The 21,830-nt window shown below is 55.9% G+C and carries 20 protein-coding genes and 1 pseudogene; 8 read left to right on the top strand and 13 right to left on the bottom strand.

Going from position 1 to position 21,830, the window contains the following annotated elements; all coding sequences use genetic code 11:
• Positions 1-18 precede the first annotated feature (18 nt).
• Together FY156_26000 and FY156_25995 are read right to left on the bottom strand one after the other, a co-directional pair.
• Positions 19-1,182, bottom strand: coding sequence for an MFS transporter (locus tag FY156_26000; protein ID UXS04894.1), 1,164 nt, complete (start codon positions 1,180-1,182; stop codon positions 19-21).
• Positions 1,183-1,594: 412 nt separating this feature from the next.
• Positions 1,595-1,879 (bottom strand): hypothetical protein, encoded by a 285-nt coding sequence (locus FY156_25995; GenBank protein UXS04893.1) that lies wholly within the window; start codon positions 1,877-1,879, stop codon positions 1,595-1,597.
• A 272-nt stretch (positions 1,880-2,151) separates the two neighbouring features.
• On the opposite strand from FY156_25995, the gene FY156_25990 reads away from it, so the two are divergent.
• Entirely contained in the window at positions 2,152-3,318 is a 1,167-nt protein-coding gene (locus tag FY156_25990; protein UXS04892.1) for a hypothetical protein, read from the top strand.
• 89 nt (positions 3,319-3,407) lie between these two features.
• Here the strand turns inward: FY156_25990 and FY156_25985 are convergent, their stop codons facing one another.
• Entirely contained in the window at positions 3,408-3,851 is a 444-nt protein-coding gene (locus tag FY156_25985; protein ID UXS04891.1) for a hypothetical protein, read from the bottom strand.
• Positions 3,852-4,045: 194 nt separating this feature from the next.
• Complete coding sequence (locus tag FY156_25980) at positions 4,046-4,738, bottom strand: OmpW family protein (protein ID UXS04890.1); 693 nt, start codon at positions 4,736-4,738, stop codon at positions 4,046-4,048.
• A gap of 398 nt (positions 4,739-5,136) precedes the next feature.
• On the opposite strand from FY156_25980, the pseudogene FY156_25975 reads away from it, so the two are divergent.
• Positions 5,137-6,926, top strand: a pseudogene (locus FY156_25975) (PAS domain S-box protein).
• 62 nt (positions 6,927-6,988) lie between these two features.
• Here FY156_25975 and FY156_25970 read toward each other — a convergent pair.
• From FY156_25970 to FY156_25955, 4 genes are all read right to left on the bottom strand, one after another.
• Positions 6,989-8,284 (bottom strand): MFS transporter, encoded by a 1,296-nt coding sequence (locus FY156_25970; GenBank protein UXS04889.1) that lies wholly within the window; start codon positions 8,282-8,284, stop codon positions 6,989-6,991.
• A 69-nt stretch (positions 8,285-8,353) separates the two neighbouring features.
• Positions 8,354-8,755 (bottom strand): winged helix-turn-helix transcriptional regulator, encoded by a 402-nt coding sequence (locus FY156_25965; GenBank protein ID UXS04888.1) that lies wholly within the window; start codon positions 8,753-8,755, stop codon positions 8,354-8,356.
• Between the two features lie 229 nt (positions 8,756-8,984).
• Complete coding sequence (locus tag FY156_25960; protein ID UXS04887.1) at positions 8,985-9,554, bottom strand: N-acetyltransferase; 570 nt, start codon at positions 9,552-9,554, stop codon at positions 8,985-8,987.
• Between the two features lie 189 nt (positions 9,555-9,743).
• Positions 9,744-10,877: a type III PLP-dependent enzyme gene (locus FY156_25955; protein UXS04886.1), complete on the bottom strand. Its 1,134-nt coding sequence runs from the start codon at positions 10,875-10,877 to the stop codon at positions 9,744-9,746.
• Between the two features lie 534 nt (positions 10,878-11,411).
• Here FY156_25955 and FY156_25950 point away from each other — a divergent pair.
• The 3 genes from FY156_25950 (at position 11,412) to FY156_25940 (ending at position 14,083) form a co-directional block, all read left to right on the top strand.
• Positions 11,412-12,305, top strand: a complete 894-nt coding sequence (locus tag FY156_25950) for a LysR family transcriptional regulator (protein UXS04885.1) — start codon at positions 11,412-11,414, stop codon at positions 12,303-12,305.
• Positions 12,306-12,383: 78 nt separating this feature from the next.
• Positions 12,384-13,025 (top strand): DUF1007 family protein, encoded by a 642-nt coding sequence (locus FY156_25945; protein ID UXS04884.1) that lies wholly within the window; start codon positions 12,384-12,386, stop codon positions 13,023-13,025.
• On the top strand, positions 13,019-14,083 hold the full coding sequence (locus FY156_25940) for a nickel/cobalt transporter (protein ID UXS04883.1): 1,065 nt from the start codon (positions 13,019-13,021) through the stop codon (positions 14,081-14,083). The genes FY156_25945 and FY156_25940 overlap by 7 nt, the downstream gene beginning before the upstream one ends.
• A 42-nt stretch (positions 14,084-14,125) precedes the next feature.
• Here FY156_25940 and FY156_25935 read toward each other — a convergent pair whose 3' ends face one another.
• The 4 genes from FY156_25935 to FY156_25920 form a co-directional block, all read right to left on the bottom strand.
• Entirely contained in the window at positions 14,126-14,353 is a 228-nt protein-coding gene (locus FY156_25935) for an intracellular growth attenuator family protein (GenBank protein UXS04882.1), read from the bottom strand.
• Positions 14,346-15,032 carry a GNAT family N-acetyltransferase gene (locus FY156_25930; GenBank protein ID UXS05255.1) on the bottom strand — a complete coding sequence of 229 codons (687 nt, stop codon included), beginning with the start codon at positions 15,030-15,032 and terminating at the stop codon, positions 14,346-14,348. The genes FY156_25935 and FY156_25930 overlap by 8 nt, the downstream gene beginning before the upstream one ends.
• A gap of 136 nt (positions 15,033-15,168) precedes the next feature.
• Positions 15,169-15,864, bottom strand: a complete 696-nt coding sequence (locus FY156_25925) for a DUF533 domain-containing protein (GenBank protein ID UXS04881.1) — start codon at positions 15,862-15,864, stop codon at positions 15,169-15,171.
• Between the two features lie 117 nt (positions 15,865-15,981).
• The gene (locus tag FY156_25920) at positions 15,982-16,620 is read right to left on the bottom strand and encodes a 2-dehydro-3-deoxy-phosphogluconate aldolase (protein UXS04880.1); all 639 of its coding nucleotides are present in this window, start codon (positions 16,618-16,620) and stop codon (positions 15,982-15,984) included.
• Between the two features lie 248 nt (positions 16,621-16,868).
• On the opposite strand from FY156_25920, the gene FY156_25915 reads away from it, so the two are divergent.
• The 3 genes from FY156_25915 to FY156_25905 all read left to right on the top strand — a co-directional run bounded on the left by FY156_25915 (position 16,869) and on the right by FY156_25905 (position 19,318).
• A complete protein-coding gene (locus tag FY156_25915; GenBank protein ID UXS04879.1) occupies positions 16,869-17,357 on the top strand; it encodes a CYTH domain-containing protein in 489 nt (162 codons plus the stop codon).
• On the top strand, positions 17,341-18,249 hold the full coding sequence (locus tag FY156_25910; protein ID UXS04878.1) for a CHAD domain-containing protein: 909 nt from the start codon (positions 17,341-17,343) through the stop codon (positions 18,247-18,249). Before FY156_25915 ends, FY156_25910 begins: the two co-directional genes overlap by 17 nt.
• Before the next feature lie 112 nt (positions 18,250-18,361).
• Entirely contained in the window at positions 18,362-19,318 is a 957-nt protein-coding gene (locus FY156_25905; GenBank protein ID UXS04877.1) for a rhodanese-related sulfurtransferase, read from the top strand.
• 103 nt (positions 19,319-19,421) lie between these two features.
• Here the strand turns inward: FY156_25905 and FY156_25900 are convergent, their stop codons facing one another.
• Positions 19,422-21,665, bottom strand: a complete 2,244-nt coding sequence (locus FY156_25900) for an EAL domain-containing protein (GenBank protein ID UXS04876.1) — start codon at positions 21,663-21,665, stop codon at positions 19,422-19,424.
• Positions 21,666-21,830: the final 165 nt, after the last annotated feature.

The following is a 21,830-nucleotide window of genomic DNA, read 5'->3' as shown; positions in this document are numbered from 1 at the left end:
TTTTTATCAAGCGGGCTGCTAGGTGCTCGTCTGACGTCTGGTCAGGAAAAGCATGAGCAGAGCCGAAGCAGCGCCCAAAGAAGCAAGTCGGATTGCGACGCCGAAGCTTGCATATTGTGCAATGATCCCCATCAGGGGCACTGCGAAAAGGCTTGCCAAAAAAATCGAGTTCATATAGAGCGCCGTTGCCCGCGCCATTCGACCACGCGCAAATCCCTGAATGAACGTCAGAGACGTACCTGCGAAAAGACCGTAATAGGCACCCTCCATGGCCGCGCCAAATATCATTGCCGGCAATGTCTGTACTGAGGCAATGACGTTAAATGCAATGATTGCCACGACACCGGCACCAGCGAGTATGACGCGAACGCTTACCAAGCGCATGATCCTTGGCGCCAGCAGAATAAGCAAAACCTCCATCGCGCACTTCACACTGAGAGACAAGCCAGGCGCGTAGTCCGGGAGCCCGACCTCGCGCACCAGGAAGATTGGCAAGGCAGAAGCGCAAAGAGAATGGGCAAAGGACATGCACAAGTTCGCCGCCGCAGCCAGAAGCAACGGCATGTTTCGGCCACCGCCGTCATCGGCATCGTTTTGCCGGTCCATTGGACAGGTCTGATCGTGTGGAATGAACGCCAGCGCCAGTCCGCCCCAGATCGTCGCCATGACGATGGCATTGATGAACACGGCTTTCGCACCTGCAACGTCGACGATCAGATAAGCGATGGCCGGAAACAGCATCCAGGCCAGCGACACCATCATCCGCAAGAAGGCGTTGTAAGCGCCTGCATCAAGAGCTTTGAGCCGGCCGTGATAGCGACCATAGCTAAACACGAGCGTCGTCGCGGCATTGGCAAGTCCCATAGAAGGCGCCGTGACAGCGACAAGAAGCAAAAGGTGCCCGAAGATCGCAGCAACAGCCGCAAGCATCGCGCCGGTAATGGAGACAAGTAGAAGCGGGCGTATTCTGATACCGGCATCCACCCGCTCACCGTAAAAACGGCTGGCGGCGATCGACGCGATCATTGCCACAACGCTGTAGAGACCAACTGTCGCGGGAGGATGCCCGAGCACCTGAATAATATAGAAACCGATGAGAGGAACGATAGTCGCGTTTGTGCCGCCAGCAACAAAGACCAGCAACGCAATCATGTAGGCCTGACGATCAAAGCCGTCAGGCATAACCTTTCTCTCATTCATGGGAATCGACTGAAGGTTGCAGCGTGATGACGCACCTTCACATCATAATCATGTATTATTCAAGCCTGCGGGCATCGTTCGACAATCAGCAAGAGCAGGCCTCCCCCAAAGAAAGAAGGGGGCCGAAGCCCCCTTGAGAGTGATGACAGGACAGGCCCTGCCCTTTACACCGGTCCGCGGGTCAGGCCCATGGTTGATCCGGCATCCAGCAACCGCGCGGTTGCGCGGGCCAAAATGTTATTGCGATCAGGGACATGATCGTGCTGGCCCCTCGGCAGAATACGGGGGGGAACGGGCGCGGGTTCATTCCTGCGGCCTATGGAGCGACCCGGAATTTGTCACCACCCTCAAGGGGGCGTCAGCCTTCCCTCAGTTTTCGTTGTTTTACCGCTTCTTAGTGGCGGTTCTTCTTCCGGCCGTTGTCCTTGTTGTCAATGACATCGACGGAGGTCTTGTTGCCGTTCAGGACACCATTGAGGATGCCGGTCTTGTTGCCGTTCAAAATCCCGTTGTTGGACAGGATACCGTTCACACCGAGATCGATGCTCGGCGACACAACGATGAGCGCACTGTTCTTGTTGCTGTTTCCGGACAGAACACCCAGAAGGCCGCCGGCCTGGGCCTGGCCAACGGAAGCGACAGTAAGAGCGGCAGCAACACAAGCAAACTTAACAATCATTTCTCTCTCCTCTTGAGTTTGATCAACGCCGTCTGGCGTGATTTGACTGTATATTTAGAGAGCGCTAATTCAAGCAACGCCTAATATTACAATAAACGATTAACACTAATACTTGCAATTTTAATAGTTTTTTACTCAGCTCCACAAAACATAAGACTATTTCCTTACGCCCAATGACGCATTGCGGGCGCAATACAAGACCAATGCAACGTCGAGCACTTTATTAACCATCTAAATATAAGATATTTCTCAATTAGCGACCGGAGATACAGATGCGACTGGGGGGATATGTAACATTTGCTCTCGGCCTTGCCGTCGCATCTGCTGCGCACGGTGAAGGCCCGGAGTTTACCTATGCGAGCGGCGCCACCTACGATACGAACTATTTTGGCGACACCAACGGCCTGAAGGCAATTTCTCTGCGGGCGGGCTTGGGCATGAATGGTAAGATCGACCTGGAAGGCGCAGAACTAAAATATTCGCTTGATCATGAAGAGGTCCGCGTCCCCCGCTACAGCTTTGCCAATGAACACAACAGCACTGTAACGTTGGGACTTACCAAGCGGTTGACGGAAAAACTGGAATGGGCCCTGGAGCTTCGCGGCACGCGCAGTGATGCGGGCGACATCTTTCTGCATCTGCCAGAGCAGGATATCGGCTATCGACAACTGGATCACAAGCTGGAAGCCACGTCGAGCGTCGGATTACTGGTTTTTGGCGGAAAAAATACGCTGACAGCCGGGATCACCAGCCTGATGAAAGGCACTGCGCGTTTCAGACCGGCCTATTTCATGCCCACTCGCCTGGAGGCGAACGAAGCGCTTCTGTCCTTGAAGGCGGAACATATCCGCCCGCTGGCAGGAGGCGAAGGAGGCGTGACCGTTGCCTACGATCGTATCATCGTGCCGCAAGGTCAGCAGGAAAAATATGAACGGTTCGAGGCCAGCACTCTGCGTGGCTCACTAGCCTATGGCTATAAACTTGCAGATCGTCTTGCGATCCTTGCAGAAGGCGGACTGACGACAATTGAAGGAGATGAGATCAGCGACGCGATCAAACATACGCGCCCATATCTGCGAGCAGAAGCGGAATGGAAAGCAAATGACCGCCTGGCTTTTGGCGTTGGCTTTTCGCAAGATTATGCTTTGTTCGACCCGGACGATCCGATTGGCGAATTCCATCGTCGCTGGCAGTTCGTGATGAAAAGCAAGCTCACAGAAAAAGTCGGCTTCGATCTTGCCTTGCGCCAGGTCCACAAAGACTGGATCTATTACGATTACGACGTCAACGAACGGCGCCTTGTGGCGACTCTGTCGCTCGAAACCGGAAAAAGCAGCAAGCTGGAGTTTGAATTCGACCGTTTGCTGCACGGCGAGGAAGATGAAGAACTTTCCTATAGAGGCTCTGCCGTGACCTCTCGCTTTACTGGTACTTTCTGAAGGGCAAACTCTCCCTTCTCCTAACCACAAGAGCAAGCCTAGGAACATATGCTCGGCTCAAAAGCCGAGCATAAGAGTACGAACGCCTGTTACCAGACCAGTTCAAGCTGTGGACGGCCATTGGAAGTTTTTTCAAGGGTTCTACCAGAGGCATCGACATTACAATGCACGCGCTGGCGATAAGCAGAGAAGCTTTCGAAACTCACCACATCGACCGGATCGTCGAAATGTAACGTTAGTCGATAACGTTCGGGATCGCCACCGAGCGACTGCACTCCCAGTACCGACGCCACGAACGGCCTGCCTAGATAGTGTCCTTCCACGCGCGATCCCAAAATGTAGGGATTGAAGGCAGGGCGATTGCCGGCTGTCGCGTGAAGGGTGTTCCAGTCGCGAAAGCCATATTGAGCGGCAATCAGTTCCAGCGCCTTCGAGTGGGAAATTGTCTGACCCTGCCCTTCAAGCGCCGCGCGCAGCCTCCTTGCTTGTTCTTTCAGGCCTTCAAGCGCAGGAAGTGGTTTGGAAACGTTCATTACGGTTCTCCATCAACTGCATGCCAGATTTTCGAAGGGGGCCCGCGTTGCCACCGGTGACATGCAAAACATGGGATGACCGAGTTTGAATGAAGAGCTTCACCATGGCGAGGACGCCTGCGGACGGCCGGGGCTCTCACCCGTGGCCGTCCGTATACAACATGACATGATCGGCGTCAAAGACGCTTTATCCGTCAGAAGCGGTAGGTAATACCCGCGCCAATCAGCCACGGGTCCAGTTTTGCCTTGCCGCTGACGGGTGTGCCGTTCAGCTCCGCCGTCCAATCTGTCTTGAGGAACAGCTTCTTCACATCGAAGTTCACGCCCCAATGCTCATCGAGCATGTAGTCGAAACCGACCTGTAAAGCTGGTGCGAACTTGTTTTTGACATCGAGGTTGCTGAACCCGGGCTGTTCGGACTGGTTATAGAACAGAGAGTAATTGATCCCGGCACCGACGTAAGGTTTGAACGCGCCGAAATTGGTGAAATGATATTGTAGTGTGACCGTTGGCGGCAGGAGCCACGTCTTTCCGACGGGTGTACCTGCTAGCACTCCCTCCCCGTTTATTTTGGCGTAGGTGGTCCCAAGAATGAGTTCGGCTGCAATATTGTCGGTGAAGAAATAGCTTACATCAAGCTCCGGAATGACCGTATCCGAATAGGACAGCCCAGCCCCTGGAACACCATCGACGCTGCCGCTGTCATGGGTAATGACGCCCAGTCCGCGCACACGCAACATCCAGGGGCTCTTTGCTGACTCAATAGCTTCCTCCGCCGTCGGCGCGACGCCCGGTATGGCGAGGTCTGCAGCCATTACAGTGCTGGAAACAAGCACGGTGGCAACACCGGCCAATAGAGCGGCAGCTTTTCGATTATTATAAAACATCTCTTATCTCCTTGATCCGTCACCGAGCGATAGCCCGGACCGAACTGCCGGCAACGAATCTCGACCCGGCAGCCGTTGCCTCCACTATGATCAGGATGAGCGCTGGATATTTGAGATGGATCAAACCGAAGGCGACAACGCACGCATGGGGCGTGCACCATTGAAAGACGTAGCAATCATGCAACACGGACCACAGTAGAGACAGCCAAATTGGCCAATGCTTTTATAATATAAATTGAATTATAATATTCTAATATACTTAGCTTAATGACCGCTCAAGGCACCAGCAGGCAACAAAAGAACGCACAAACGACACATAAACTTGGAATTAAGCATAAACAATTTGATAAATATTTCAGCTTACCTTCAAAGATACTTTATCTTCGGAGGAGAAAGCAATGAGCATGCTCGGTCGAGGCGCGAATGCAATAGCGATACTGGAATCCCTCTCTGCATCGCAGGCCACGATCGAATTCGATCTGTCCGGCAAAATCATGACAGCAAACGAAAATTTCTGTCGCACACTGGGATATCAGCTTTCCGAGATCGTTGGTCGCCACCACAGCATGTTCCTTGAACCCGCCTATGGAAAATCCGCCGTTTACAGTTCTTTCTGGCATAAACTGGCCGCAGGCAAGTTCGACCAGGGTCAATACAAGCGCATCGGAAAGGTGGCAGAGAGGTCTGGATCGAGGCATCTTACAATCCGGTTTTTCGCCGCGGTAAACCGGTCAAGATTGTGAAAATCGCAACCGATATCACCGCACAGAAACTCAAGGCGGCTGAGGATGCCGGAAAGCTGCTTGCGCTTTCGCGCGCGCAGGCAATCATTGAATTCTCGCCGACAGGCGAAATACTGGTCGCCAACGAAAACTTCCTGTCCGCACTCGGATACACGCTCGCAGAGATTCAGGGACGGCATCATTCGATGTTCTGTGATGAGAGCTACGTGGCATCTGATGCCTACAATAGCTTCTGGAAACGCCTGGCAGCTGGAGAGTTTGTGGCAGACGAATTCATGCGCATCGGCAAAGGCGGCCGCGAGGTCCATATTCAGGCATCTTACAATCCCATCTTTGACATGAACGGCACGGTCTTCAAGATCGTCAAGTTCGCGACTGATGTCACTGGACGCGTCGAAAACGTGGAGGCTCTGGCTGGATGCCTCACTCGTCTGGCGGATGGTGATCTCTCCGGCAGGATTGAAAAGCCCTTCATTCCCTCGCTTGAGCGGTTGCGCAGCGACTTCAACAGTGCAAGCGCCAAGCTGCGGGGAGCGATGCAAACAGTCGCATCAAATGCGCAGGCCATTGCAGCCAGTGCCAGCGAAGTTCAGCTTGCCGCGGATGATCTTGCAAAGCGCACTGAACAGCAGGCGGCATCGATTGAGCAAACGGCGGCTGCCCTCGAGGAGGTCACCACAACAGTCAAATCGGCAAGCATTCGTGCCGAACGCGCAGGTAACCTCGTTACCCGCACGCGAGACGACGCAGAAAGCTCCGGAAACATCGTTCGCGACGCCATCGCCGCCATGTCACAAATCGAATCCTCTTCGCGTGAAATCACCAACATCATCGGCGTCATCGATGAAATCGCCTTCCAGACCAACCTTCTCGCTCTGAACGCTGGTGTTGAAGCGGCCCGTGCAGGTGAGGCTGGCAAGGGCTTTGCTGTGGTGGCTCAAGAAGTCCGCGAACTGGCGCAGCGGTCCGCTAAAGCAGCAAAGGAAATCAAGGCCCTTATTCAGACATCCGGTCAGCATGTGGAAAATGGCGTATCGCTCGTTACCAGAACGGGCGCTGCGCTAGGCCTCATCACCGACCAGGTCAACGATATAGACAGTGATGTGCGCGCTATCGTCGAAGCATCCCGCGAACAATCCACCGCACTGGTCGAGATCAATACAGCCGTGAACACGGTGGACCAGAACACGCAGAAAAATGCTGCAATGGTCGAAGAGCAAACTGCAGCGGGTCACAGTCTGGCCGCTGAAGCCTCCGCCCTGTTCAGACTTCTGCAGCAGTTCACGCTTGGCGTGGCCAACTCCGGTTCCAAACCCATTGTACATCCATCCGCGCCACCCAAAGTGCGCTCGGCCCCAAAGGCCCGATTGGGTGCTCAACAATCCGGGTTTTCACGGCATTCTTCTGCACTCGCACTCAGGACCGAAGAGTGGGAAGACTTCTGACGTTTCGTCTCTCGGCGCCACAACAAGGGCCCGCCCAAGGCGGGCCCAGAATTGTCGATCGATTATGCCGTCTGCGGTCTAAGCGTCGCTTGCCCGGGCTTTCTGAGAAGCAAGACAGAAATTGCTGCGATGATGCACATCAACCCGGCAATCTGGAGCGCCGGCATGTAGGTGCCGAAATCGCTGCGGAAGAAGCCGGCACCGAAAGCGGCCGTTGCTGCGCCAAGCTGATGACCGGTAAATACCCAACCGAAAACCAGACCGGCCTTTTCGCGTCCGAAATTTTCGGCGGCGAGCTTCACGGTCGGTGGAACAGTCGCCACCCAGTCGAGACCATAGAAGACGGCAAAGACTGACAGTTCCACAAAGCTGAAACCCGAAAATGAGAGATAGATCAGCGACAGGCCCCGCAGACCGTAAAACCAGAAGAGGAGGTATCGATTGTCGAAACGGTCGGATAGCCAACCGGCAAATACGGTGCCGATGAAATCGAAGATGCCAATCACTGCCAGCGTGCCTGCCGCTGTTACTGCTGCCATCCCGAAGTCGCCGCAGATTGAAATCCAGTGGGTCTGGATCAGACCATTGGTCGAGAGCCCGCAGACAAAGAAGGTGCCGAACAGGACCCAGAAGACCGGATTCCCGGAAACGCTCTTCAATGTCAGAATGGGTGAGATCAATGTTTCGAGCAGCTTATGGTCCTGCTTGGGTGGTTGCGTCACCGTCGTCTCACCATAGGCCGGAAGCCCGACATCGGCAGGGTGATCGCTCATCAACAGAAGCACGAGAAGCATTGCCACGGCAATAACCGCCACTGTCAGCGTCAAAGCTGTTCGCCATCCATAGGCTTCCGTCAGCGCTGCGAGTATTGGCAGAAATACAAGCTGCCCGGTCGCATTGCTCGCCGTCATGAGGCCAATAATGAGACCCCGGCGCTTGGAAAACCAGCGACTTGCAACAGTTGCCCCCAGCACCAGCGCCGTCATCCCGGTACCAACGCCAATCACAACGCCCCAAAGCAGAAGAAGCTGCCAGACTTCAGTCATGAGCAATGACAGGACAATCCCGCCCATAATCAGGGCAAGCGCCGTCATGACGACCTGGCGGATGCCAAAGTGGTTCATGAACGCAGCCGCGAAAGGCCCAAGTAGTCCGAAAAGCACCAATCTTACAGCCATCGCGGAAGAGATATCGGCAATGTCCCAACCAAACTCCTGATGGAGCGGCTGGATCATGACACCGGCCGACCCCATTGCTCCGGCGGTAGCGAGCATAGTCAGGAACGTGGTCGCAGCGACCAGCCATCCGTAATGAAGATTTCTTGCGGCCATCCAGCCTGCAAGGCGCGTGGAGAGCATGGTCTTCGTCCCTTTCCCTGTCGCCTTCGAGGCGGATTTGCGGGCATATACCCACGTTAAATTAAAGAATTAGAGTGCCGCGAGCAGCTCTTGCAATTGCCGTGTCTTTTCCGGTCCGAGCCGGGCTTCAATATCGTCCTGCACGCCATCCCAAAGCGGCCCACCATCCGTGAGAACGGCATGCCCTTTCTCGGTGATCGTCAGCATTGCTTCACGCTGATCCTCACCATGCCCAATCGCCACCAGTCCCATACGCTCCAGAACTTTCGCATTGCGTCCGACCGTAGATCGATCCAGTTCGACACGCGCGGCAAGATCCGTCAATGAAACCGGCGCCAAACGGTTTATGTTTCGCAACAGGCTGAACTGACCGATGTTGACACCCAGAGGCGCCAGCGCCTCGTCATAATAGGACGATATGCGACGGGAGGCTTTGCGCAACAATATGCAGTGACAGGTATCGCTTGGCATATTGCGGGTATATGCCTGCAAATCGTGAAAAACAAGGGGCCCCGATAGAAAGCCTCGTTTCTGCGTCGGTACCATAATGCCGAAGCTGATCTGGCGGCCACACGGGGAGCCGTACCGAACAAAATCCGGATTTCAGCCCAACTGACAAACCGTGGTGGAGAAACAAAAAATCCTCCGGCCAGACCGGAGGATCATAGCAAAATATAGAGTGTCGCCGACCAGACGGCTTTCAGGCAGAAAGCTTGCGACCGCTTGCAACCAGCATACCCGCCGCACCGTCCAGCCAACCGGCCTTCAGTTCCAGCGCCAGAAAACGATGACGCTCGAATGGACCTGGCATGATAAGGTGCTGCGTCTTCTCGGCAAAGAAACCGAAACGCTCATAATAAGGGGCGTCGCCGACCAGCAGGATTGCGCCATGACCACGTCTCGCAGCCTCGGCGACTACAGCGCGCATCAGTGCAGAACCGATGCCCTTGCCCTCATAGGCAGAATCGACAGCGAGCGGACCAAGGAGGAGCGCATCAACAGGACGGCCCTCACGAGAAATGCCGGCCTCGACATTCCAGAGACGAACGGTTCCGATGACGTGACCGTCCTGATCGCGGGCAACAAGGGCGAGCCCCTCGGCAGGTACACGACCTACGCGAAGTTTTTCGGACGACTTGCGACGCCGGCCGGCACCCATTGCGCGATCAAGCAGGCTTTCGCGAGCAACAACATCGCCCGGATTCTCTGCTTCGACGTGGAACGTCTGCGGCGTGAAAAATGCGCGTACAGAATTCAAAAGAGCGGCCATGCCCGGCCCTCCCAAGACAAAACCGCCCACACGCGGCCCTGGAACAAAAGGTGGAGCCGTTCCGGCCCGCCAACGCGCTTTCCTCGGCTGGAAGAGGCGCAGCAAGCAGGGATTTGCGCAACAGCACAATCGGCAAGGCCGGAACGGAAGCTTGGTCGAAACGCCGCCCTTCAGCAGGCGGCGCCCGGGTTAGATGACGTAGGCTTTCAGCGGCTCGAAGCCGTTGAATGCGACCGCCGAGTAGGTGGTCGTATAAGCGCCCGTACCTTCGATCAGAACCTCGTCACCGATGCTCAGAGACACCGGCAGCGGATACATGTTCTTCTCATAGAGCACGTCGGCGCTGTCGCAGGTCGGACCGGCAAGAACGCAAGGCTCCATCGCGTCCTGATCGCGCTCGGTGCGGATCGGGTAGCGAATAGCTTCGTCCATGGTTTCAGCCAGACCACCGAACTTACCGATGTCCAGGAACACCCAGCGATGGTTGTCATTGTCGGATTTACGCGACACAAGAACAACTTCTGCCTTGATCACACCCGCATTGCCCACCATGCCGCGGCCCGGCTCGATGATCGTCTTCGGGATCTGGTTACCGAAGTGCTTGCGCAACGCGGTGTCGATTGCCTGACCGTATTCCTCTGCCGCCGGAACGTCGCGAAGGTACTTGGTTGGGAAACCACCACCCATGTTGACCATCTGCAGGTGAATACCCTGCTTGGAAAGCGATGCGAATACGCGCTTTGCATCGGCCAGTGCAGCATCCCACGCGTCGAGGTTCATCATCTGCGAACCGACGTGGAAGGAAACGCCGTAGGATTCAAGCCCAAGCTGGTGAGCATAAACCAGTACGTCAACGGCCATCTGAGGCACGCAGCCGAACTTGCGCGACAGCGGCCATTCGGCACCTTCACCGTCCGTCAGAACGCGGCAGAACACGCGTGCGCCCGGAGCTGCACGAGCAACCTTTTCAACTTCTTCGTGGCTGTCCACAGCGAAGAGATCAATGCCGAGTGCATGCGCACGAGCGACATCGCGCTCCTTCTTGATGGTATTGCCGAAGGAGATACGGTCTGACGTCGCACCCGCGTCAAGCGCCATCTGGATTTCGGCCACGGAGGCGCAATCGAAGTTGGAGCCAAGCGAAGCAAGCAGCTTGAGGATTTCGGGAGCCGGGTTTGCCTTGACGGCATAATAGATTGCACTGTTCGGCAGGGAGTGCCGGAATGCGTTGTAGTTGTCGCGCACGACGTCGAGATCAACCACGAGGCATGGGCCTTCGGGACGTCGGGTCTTGATGAAGTCGAGAATGCGTGCAGTCGTCATCGGTCTATTCCCTGTTAAATCCAGCTCCGGAAATTCCGGAGGACAAAGAACGCTCGAGATATGTATGCGAATCAGCCGGTGGAGGCGCAGATTCGATAACATACGCTCAAGGCGCGAATGTGAACGACGCCCTGCCAGAGCATCATTCGGCTTTGTCTGCCATTGATTGGAGGGATTGACCCGACCGCACTTCCGGCAATGATGGTGTGCCTCTTCAGTACCCCGGCTGATGGAAAGCCGGCAGAGAACCAGAAAGGCCCGCACCGTCGTTGCTTCATATGTCCTCGCATTTCCCGGTTGGCCGGAATAGCGACTGGAGGGGTTAGTTCCAGGTACCTTACCGAACTCCTCACCACATCGAGGACTCGGCGGACACACATGGGCACGTGCGACTTTGGGCAAGCCGGGAAATAAGAATATTCGCGGTCATAATCAAGAGATTTTTTTCAGCAGACGCGGATTTTTTCATCATTTATTTTCTTATTGAACATCGCAACCTCATCGTTCAATTATGCCGAACAAACGGAGGTTTCCATGGACACACTGACCCGCATCCGAGCGTTTATCGATGTCGTGGAGGCCGAGGGCTTTTCATCTGCGGCGCGCAAGACCGGCCGCTCGAAAGCGCTGCTCTCAAAATACGTCCGAGAACTGGAAGACGACCTCGGCGCGCTCCTTCTCAATCGTACGACGCGCCAGTTTTCGCTGACTGAAGCGGGACATACCTATTATCGCACTGCCTCCGACATCCTGAAGGAGATCGACAATCTCGCCGATCTCGTGCGCGAAAAGAACGCCGACCTCAAAGGCAAACTCAGGATTTCCGTTCCACGCACCTTTATCGATGCGGATGTTGGCCAGAGCCTGATCGATTTTGCCAAGGAAAATCCGGAGCTCTCGCTTGAGATCGTTGCCGAAGACCGGTTCGTCGACCTGATTGAGGAAGGCTTTGACCTCGCCGTCAGAATCACCCGTCTGGAAGACTCAGGCCTTATTGCCCGCAAGCTCTCCGATTTTCGGGTCTATGCGGTCGCTACCACGGATTTCGTCGCGCAGCATGGCCCCCTCAACGGACCCCAGGACTTTGCTCGCGTTCCCTTCATCATCGACACCAATACGCGTTTTCATAATTCCGTGCGTTACTTCGAACCTGACGGCGGGTCAAACTCAGTCGCCATCAGCGGCCCAATCGAGGTCAACAGTCCGCAGGCAACCCTGCGCGCTGCCCGCGCGGGACTTGGGATTGCCATGGTGCCGGATTTCATCGCCCGGCCTTATATACAGTCTGGCGAACTGGTGACCCTGTTCGATGACTACATCTCCAAGGATCGCGGTATCTACGCCGTCTATCCACATCGCCGCTACCTACCCGCCAAGGTCCGCAGTTTCGTCGATTTTCTCTCTAACTGGTTCCGCAAGAACGGTTGAGAACGAAGGCAGGTCGAAATTCTGTCCCATTTTTTGCTAAAGTCCGGATCGAGATTCGAAGGCGGGACTGAGGGAAGAATGAACAGAAAATTTTTGTCGCTCGCGGCCTGCCTGGCCTGTATCCCCGTAGTTGCAAATGCACATCCACACATCTTTGCCGATGCACGTATGGAAATCGTCGAAGGCAAGGATGGCACCATCCAGGAAGTGCGCAACATCTGGCGCTTCGACGAAATGTTCTCAGCAAGCGTCGTCATGGATTACGACAAGAACAGCGATCTCAAACTCGACAAGGATGAGTTGGCTGAGATCGGTAGTACGGTCCTGGAATCGCTCTCGGAGTATTCCTATTACACCTACATCACCGCCAACGGGAAACCCGTCGACTTCCAGAAGCCGGACGCAATCCACGTCGATTACCAGGATCAGCAAATCCTGATGTTCTTCTCGGTCAAGCCAAAGACGCCACTGCATGCCAAGGGCAAACTTAGCTTCGGGGCTTGGGACCCGACCATGTACACCGCAATTGACTTTGCCAAGGACGATGACCTGGCTACGGAGGGCAAGGATCTTGCGGCATGCAAGCACTCAGTCGTGCGCCCGGATCCCGACGAGGTCATTTCCCAGAACCAGAACACGCTGACAGATGCCTTCTTCAACGATCCGACCGGAACGGACATGACGAAGCTTTTCGCGACGCGGCTGGAGCTGTCATGCTGAGCAGAAAGACCTGCTTTTTTGCTGCTGTCACGTTGCCGCTTCTAGTTGTTGCCGCCCATGCCCAATCCCCGCTCGGTATCGGCTCAGCGGAACCGTCTTTTTCGATTGGCGGTCCCTTTGGTCCACTGTTGCAATGGATCAACGTCCATCAGCAGATGTTTTATCGCTCCCTGACAGGTGCACTGAAGGCAATGCGTGAGGACAACTGGGCTTTGGCCTCGCTGATCGGCCTTTCCTTTGCTTACGGCATTTTCCATGCGGCGGGACCCGGCCACGGCAAGGCGGTGATCTCTTCCTACATGATCGCCAACGAAACGCAGCTCAAGCGTGGCATCATCATCTCCTTCCTCTCATCGTTTCTTCAGGGCGCGGTTGCCATTGGATTGGTCGGAGCGGCATGGCAACTGCTGCGCGGCACCTCCATCACCATGACCAAGGCTACCCAGACAATGGAAGTCGCAAGTTTCGCGATGGTGGCCTTGTTTGGCGGCTGGCTTCTGGCCCGTAAGCTCTGGTCATTCCGGCCACGTTCTCAAAGCGTTCAAGTTCTCGCCACGGCTCCAGACATCGCCGTCTCCAACAGCACCGTGAGAGCACCCAGGACGGGAATGGGCACGGGTTTACGCTTTCAGGGTAAGCCTGTTTTTGCCGACCACGAGCATAGCGGCAATGGCGATCTCTGCGTTTCCTGCGGTCAATCGCATGCACCTGATCCATCCCTGCTCGGAGCGAAAAAATTCAGTCTGCACGAAGCATGGTCTGCGATCATCGCGGTCGGCCTTCGCCCCTGCTCCGGCGCAATCATTGTCATGAGTTTTGCGGTTTTAAACGGACTGCTGCTTGGTGGCACGCTCTCCGTACTGGCGATGTCGCTTGGCACCGCCATCACGGTCTCGGCGCTTGCGGCCTTGGCGGTTTCAGCCAAGGGGCTCGCAATTCGCTTCGCAGGCCCAGGCAGCCGAAAGGCTGCGGGGATTGGCCATGCCATCGAGATTGCCGGGGCGCTATTCGTTCTTCTGATGGGGCTTGCCCTGCTCGGAGCCTCGCTTCAGGCCTGATCTATGCAGGAGCTCAGTAGGGAAAGGGAAGCACCGCAACGCTCAGAGGCCATCACGTCTGCGCTGGTATCGTGCTCGTAGCCAAAAAAGCAGGAAAAAGCACAGGACTGCCACGGTACCGAAGGCAGCCGCAAGCCACGGTGAATAGTCCCCAAGCCACAGCATGATCTTTGGCATGACTAAAAAAATCAGGCCGAACCCCAGCATAATTAACGCAGCGGCAATGGCTGGCGAACGTCCCTTGTCCTTAAGTCCGCGCTGCTCAGACATTGGAGAGCTCCGCGCGGATGTCTTCAAGCTTTCGGTGCTGGGCACCACCCGCATCAAAATTGTCCGGCGCGAGCCAGGTTTCGAAGGCCCTGCCGATCCGCGGCCATTCACTGTCGATCATGGAAAACCAAGCGGTATCGCGGTTTTGTCCCTTTGAAATCATGTGTTGGCGAAACACCCCCTCAAACGTGAAGCCGTAACGCTTCGCCGTGATTTTCGAAGGTTCGTTGTCATTATGGCATTTCCACTCGTAGCGGCGATAACCAAGATCGTCGAATACGTGCTTTGCCATCAGATAATGAGCCTCTGTCGAAAGTGGCGAACGTTTCATCTTGGCGCCGTGGGCCACCGACCCAACCTCGACAACGCCGTTGGCAGGGTCGGGTCGCATGTAGCTTGCCATGCCGACGACATCACCCGTCGTGTTTTCAACGAACACAAGCGTCACCCAGTTAAATTTCGAGCCTGCTCCGATGAGCCAGTCACCAAAATCATCGGCGCCGGAGAAGCGGTCCTGGGGGAAATATTTCAGGAGATCATTGGTCCCCTCACCGCCAAGCGCATCCCAGAGCTTGGTTAAATGCCTGTCGCGATCAAACGGCTCGGCTGTCACGTATCGCCCCTTGAGCGTCACAGCTACAGGTGCTGGGCATCCCTTGAATTCAGTCAGATCGCGCATTCTCTTCCCCATATTCGATGGAAAAGAATTAGGCGAGCCGTCGATGGATGTCAAAAGGATGAATACACGGCGCGAGCGCGCCGTGACCAATCTTCCGATACGACGTAGCCGGCTTTCCGACGACGTCTGAAGGATGTCACACCTTGGCAGCAGTAACCGTTGCTTCGATATGATCGACCAGCGCATCGGGGAGCCCAAGGCGCCCGGCGAGAAGATCGAGATAGCCGCGCTCCGCGCGCGTGTCCGCCTCAATCGCAAGGCGCGAGGCGGTGTAAAGCTCCACCTTCTGCTCTTCCGTGCGGGCAGACGCCACCAGAGCGTCGACGTCAAGCGGATCCGCCAGTTCTTTTTCGATAAATTGCTCCGCTTCCGTATCCAGTCCCGACACCTGAACGCGCTCCATGATACGGGCTCGCTCTTCCGCGTCGATATGACCATCCGCCTTCGCTGCCGCAATCATGGCCTGGATAAGCTTCAGGGCGAAATCATTTGAGAGTGCGGGTGACTGCGGATGAAAGGCTGAATCAGCCGGTGGAGCGATGAGTTCGGGTTGCGGCTTCGGTGCCGCCTCCGGCGCCTGGCCTGACTTGTAGTTCTTGTATGCAAGATAACCAAGCCCGGCGATGGCAGCGATACCGCCAACAGTCGCGGCATTGCCAGCGAGCTTGCGGCCCGTTTTCGTCCCGAGAATTGCCGCAGCAAGTGCGCCGGCCTTCATAGGGTTGTTTTTTGCGATTTCGGCGGCCTGTCCAGCCCTGTCGCGGACACTTCCAGAAAGGCCCGGCACTTGCGAGCCGAGGAATTGTTCAAGAAGTTTCTTGGCGTCGAACATCAAAATCTCCTGTGAGGGTTCAATCCCACAGGAGATAGGAAACTATGCTACGAATACAAACCTGAACCGCTCACGCCTTCGTGAACAGGTGTGTCCGATGACGCAGCTGGGACGGTATCAACCGCGCAATGCTGCGGCTTGGGCCGCGAGCTTGGTAATCCCTGCCCAGTCACCTGTTGCGACCAGTTCGCGCGGGGCAACCCATGAGCCGCCGACGCAGACGACATTCGGCAACGACAGATAATCGTTGGCATTCCTGAGAGAAACACTGCCTGTCGGGCAAAAGACTGTCCCGGCAAGCGGCGATGCCAGGGCCTTAAGGTACGGAGCACCACCAGCCTGTTCGGCCGGGAAGAACTTCAGGACCTTGTATCCCTCATCGCGCAACGCCATGACTTCGCTTGCCGTAGCGGCACCGGGAAGCAAAGGTACCTTGGAAGCGCGAGCCGCTTCTAGAACGCTCTTGTTGAGGCCTGGGCTGACGATGAAGGTCGAACCAGCGTCTGCAGCGGCTTCATAGTCCTTGGCGTTGAGGATTGTGCCTGCACCGACATTCGCTCCCTCGACTTCCGCTGCGACCGCACGAATGGCGTCGAGAGCGGCAGGTGTGCGAAGCGTAATCTCGATTGCCTTGAGACCACCTGCGACCAGAGCCCGCGCCAAGGGCACGGCAGATGCCGCATCATCCACGATCAACACCGGCACGACCGGCTGCAGCTTGAGAATGGAGAGCAATTTTTCGGAGTCCTGGGCCAAGTGTGAGCCTCCCTTGCACGTTTGAAACGATTGAAATACCGACGTTGGAATTAGCCTGCCTTCGCGACCATGTCGAGGCGCAAGATGTGTATTTCAGTTCTCCTCGGCCTGAGGAGTTAAGTCACCGGCCGATCTTATTGAAGTTACCGCCAAGCCCTAGATACTTCAAACAATTCGCTTTTTCATGACATATGCTTGTAATAAGCTCAATTGTCGGTTTTTCAGAAATTGCTTGGCAAAAGAAGTAGATGGCAAAAGAGATAGAACGCAAGTTTCTTGTCGCACATGAAGAATGGCGCGATAAAGTCACGTCAAGCAAGTCGTTTAGACAGGCCTATGTTGCATCCATGGACGATCGCTCTGTCCGCGTCAGAATCGTGGATGATCGAAAAGCCACTTTGACAATCAAGATCGGTACCAGCGCATTGGTGCGTGACGAATACGAATATGCCATCCCGCTGACGGACGCAGATGAGTTGATGGCAAGTGCGTTGGGGATCGTCATAGAGAAGACCCGTCACACGGTTGAACATGCGGGCTTCACCTGGGAAATCGATGTCTTCCAGGGGCACTATGCTGGCCTTGTCGTGGCCGAGGTGGAAATGGATGATGAGAATGCTCAACCTGCGCTGCCAGAATGGCTTGGTCAGGAAGTAACGGGCGATCACCGTTTTTCGAACCAGTCACTCGCAACCCAGAACCTGCGAAAAGAGTTGCTGAATGCCCTTCAGGATTGATCCAAGAAAGCCCTTCGACGATGAAATACGCCGCGCCGGGCTGGAGCTGATCGACGAGGCAATTGAGATCCTGGAAAACCAGCCGGACGGTTCACATGAGGCGGTCCATGACGCACGCAAACGGTTCAAACGCATCCGCGCGCTCTATCGACTCATTCAGCCCGCCAACGCCGGCTTTCGACGTGAGGAAAACGCCAGGTTTCGGCAAATCGCCCAATCACTCGCCTTTGCGCGCGACGCCACCGCTCTGGTCGAGACCGCCGGTTACCTTGAAGAATTTGCGCGTTCAGAGGCGCAAAGCGTCGCTTTACAATCCGTAACAGTCACGCTTGAGGAGCGACGCGACCATGCAATAGAGCATGAAGTCGACCTCGACAGCACGATCAAGACCGCCATTGCGCAATGCCGAAAGGGCCGCGCGCAACTAGATGCGCTCAGCTTGCCGGATGATGCGAAAGGTGCGGCCAGACTGATCCGCAAAAGCTGGGCAAAACAACGCAGAAAAGCGCTAGAGGCACTGAGCGATTGCCACGCGCACGCCGACGTTGAGCATTTTCACGATCTGCGTAAGGCGGGGCAAATCTACTGGATGCATCTGGGCCTTCTGCGTCGCCTCTGGCCGTCGGCGATGCGCAGCAAACGTGCAGATGCCAAGCGTCTGGTGGATTTGCTGGGGCGCGAGCACGATCTTTCCGTGTTGGCAGCGCTTGCCGACCGCGAAGGTGAGCTTTTTGGTAACGGCGACCGGCAGGCTTTTCTCCTTGAGGCGATCATTCGCCAGCAACAGGTGTTGCGCAAAAACAGCCTTGCGCTTGCAGGCGAGGTCTTTTCGGAATCCGCGCGTACAGAAAGCAGCATTGCCGCTGTGTTGTGGCGTCGTGCGGGAAAGTAGGTGGGCAACGCCCGCAGTCCAGGAAATTTGACGAATTTCAAAATCCGCCAAATGCCCTCTAAAAGGTGGATTTGGATTGCTTTGCGGACGTCATCGCTGTATTTCAGCGCCCATGACCAACACCATTGTTCCTTCTCGCCCGGAAGCCGCACCGGGAGCCATTGGCGATTTTCTCGTGGCTGCGCTTTATCATTTTGCCCGCTTCCCGCGGTTCGAAAGCGTGCGCGATCCGCTTTTCCGGCTTTGCCAGGAAAACGGCGTGAAAGGAACGTTGCTGCTGGCAGCGGAAGGTATCAACGGCACGATCGCCGGGCCTGATGCAGGCATCCATGCCATCTTGTCGTTCCTGCGCGCCCAGCCGGAGTTTACCGCGCTTGAACACAAGGAAAGCCGTGCATCCAAGATGCCCTTCGTGCGCATGAAGGTGAAGCTCAAAAAAGAGATCGTCACGATGGGTGTGCCGGACATCGATCCCAACCAAATTGTTGGCACGTATGTCGCTCCGCAGGACTGGAATGCCCTTATCTCCGACCCAGATACAATCTTGATCGACACGCGCAACGACTATGAAACAGCCATCGGCGTTTTCAAAGGCGCTGTCGACCCACAGACAAAAACGTTTCGTGAGTTTCCAGACTGGGTAAAGAACAACCCCCGCCTGCACAACAAGCCAAAGATCGCCATGTACTGTACAGGCGGCATTCGTTGCGAGAAGGCAACCGCCTTCATGAAAGAGCAAGGCTTCGAAGAGGTGTACCACCTAAAGGGCGGCATTCTTAAGTACCTGGAAGAAGTGCCCGAGGAGGAAAGCTTGTGGGAAGGCGCGTGCTTCGTCTTCGACGAGCGCGTCTCGGTCGTCCACGGCCTTGCAGAAGGCGATCACAAGCTCTGCCATGCGTGCCGTAATCCGATCACCCCTGAAGTGCGCCAGTCACCACTGTTCGAGGAAGGTGTATCCTGCCCGAGTTGTTATGATGACAGGACGGACGATGACCGTCAGCGCTTCCGTGACCGCCAGCAACAGATTGATCTCGCAAAGAAGCGTGGCGAAAAGCACCTGGGCCGCTGAGACAGACTGGAACGTCAGCATCGTTCCGGCCTCATGTAAGGCAGGCCGTCGTCACGGATGAGACAGATCGTGTCTGCAAGCCCGATCATGCGCGTTTAAGCAATTAGGCCTTCAGGCGTATCTCGGCCACCGGCGCATCCTGTTCATGGAGCAGTTCGCGGATTCTTTCACCGCTAACGGGCCGCGAAAACAGATAGCCTTGCAGTTCGTCACAACCGCACAGATGCAGGATCGCGGCCTGTTCTTCGGTTTCAACGCCTTCAGCCGTAACGGGAATGTCGAGGGAGCGTGCCAATGCAACGGTTGCCTGCAACATGTCGAGTGACCGGCCGCCCTGCTCCAACGCCATGACAAGCGAACGATCTATCTTCATACGATTGAAGCCGAAACGACGAAGATAGCCGACGCTGGCAAATCCAGCTCCGAAATCGTCGAGTGCGATACTGATACCAAGCTGTTTCAGCTTGTCGATCGCCACGTTCGCCCGTTCTGGATGCTGGATGAAATAGCCTTCCGTCAATTCCAGCCGCAACCGATCTGGCGTCGTGCCGGTGTGCTTCAATATGTCAGCGACATACCCTGCGAAAGCCGGATTGCGGAACTGCACAGGCGATATATTGACCGACAGCCTTATCGATGGCCACTGCTGCGCAGCCTCACAGGCACGTTGCAAGACAAAAAGACCAAGCCTGTCGATCAGACCACTTGTCTCGGCGGCTGCGATGAAGATATCGGGTGCGACAGGCCCGACGCCTGGACGGTTCCAACGTGCCAACGCCTCGACACTCGTGATCGTCCGGGTCGCGGCGTTGACGACAGGTTGGTAGACCAGAGAAATTTCCCCGTTACCAATTGCTCGTCTGAGATCGGCTTCGAGCTGCAGCTTTTCTTCCCGCAGTGCGTCCATTTTCTCGTCATAGGCAACATAGCGCCCGCGTCCGCCCTCCTTTGCCTGATACATGGCCATATCGGCGCGACGCACAAGTTCCTCGCCGTCGATCTCACCGGCGGTCGAAATTGAAATACCAATGCTGCAGCCAATGCTCGCTACTCGCTCGCCGATGCTGAAAGGCTCGGTAAAAAGCTCGAGTATGGAACGGCAGAGCTTTCGCCCGTCCTCGCGCACGTCGCCGCCCTGAATTGCGATGGCAAATTCGTCCCCGCCCAATCGCGCCAGGACGGCGTGCTCCGGGACGAGAACCTCAAAGGCTGCTGCGACGCCCTTGATAAGACGATCACCGGCAGCATGACCATAGGAATCGTTGATTTCCTTGAAGCCATCGAGATCGAGATAAAGAAGCAGCACATCCGTCCTGTGATGACGAGCAGAGCGGACCATGCGGGCGAGTTTGAGAAACAGGCCGTTTCGGTTCGTCAACCCGCTCAGTCGATCACGGAGTGCCTCATCGCGCGCAGCCGCCTCATCGGCCTTCAGACGGTCAAGTGTCGTCGAACCAACGATGAGCAGTACAATAAAAAAGGTGCCTACGACTCCAAGTGCGGTGAAGATTATAGGTCGCGCACCGTGGAAACTGACATCACCCGGCAATCGTGAACGCCAGCCCATCTTGGCCACGATCTCGCCGAGCGGATTGACGATATCGACAGCGTTGGCGCCTTCGACATTGGTGGGCTCAAGTTCGAGGCCATCGACGACGTAGGTCCGAGCCAGCCTATCGACCAGCGGCTTTGTAAAATGGCGGGCAAGAAGAAGATACCGTCGCTCATTTTCGGCTGAGGGCAACTCACCGGATTTGTTCCGGATCAGCGCAACGCCGGCAGCCGCGATGCCATGGTCGGTCTTGACGAACCCGGACATCTGAGACCAGTGACCGGGACGCATTTCCTGCACCTGAGCGAGCATCTTCCCCCAACCTCCAGGCAGATAACTTTCTTCCGGCCAGGAGATCGGCATGCCATCGTGATAGGCCATACGCACACGGCCGTCCTGATCGAGCACGATGGCCGTATCGAACAGTTTCCCCGGCCCACTTGCCTTGCCGTAATTGCTTGCAAGCCAATCGAACCTGTCAGGGGCATAGACAAACTCGGCAGCGTCATTGCGCACGGCATAATCTGTCAATGTTGCATCAAGTTGATTGCGAAGCGTCATCAATGCGCCTGATGTCGTCTCTTTCAGGCGTAGATTGTCCAGCGCATTCGCCTGATCCTTGATCTGGCCGACAGCAGACAACACAAGGGCGGTCACGACGAAAAGAACCAGGGCGAACGCAAACAACACGGCTCCAACGGCTGCCCGTCGGCCAATGCGCAAGTGTCTGACTATCCCCCGCGGTACAATCCGCATAATTTCCCCTTCGAAAGCATCATCTTGCGAAGGAAACATTCAAAACCGGTTAAACCGCGCGACGACCGCGACCCAAAAAAACACAGGTACAAAACGGTAGTCTCAGTGCATACCCGTCCCGATCAGCGCAAAGAAAGACCTCCCCCGCATCGCGGGGGAGGTTTTCGTTCGTCGCAGTTGTCATCCGGCGAATACCGGATCAGC

It is taken from the genome of Agrobacterium tumefaciens (genome assembly GCA_025559845.1).
GTDB lineage: Bacteria > Pseudomonadota > Alphaproteobacteria > Rhizobiales > Rhizobiaceae > Agrobacterium.
This window is presented reverse-complemented; position numbering and strand designations above follow the sequence as displayed.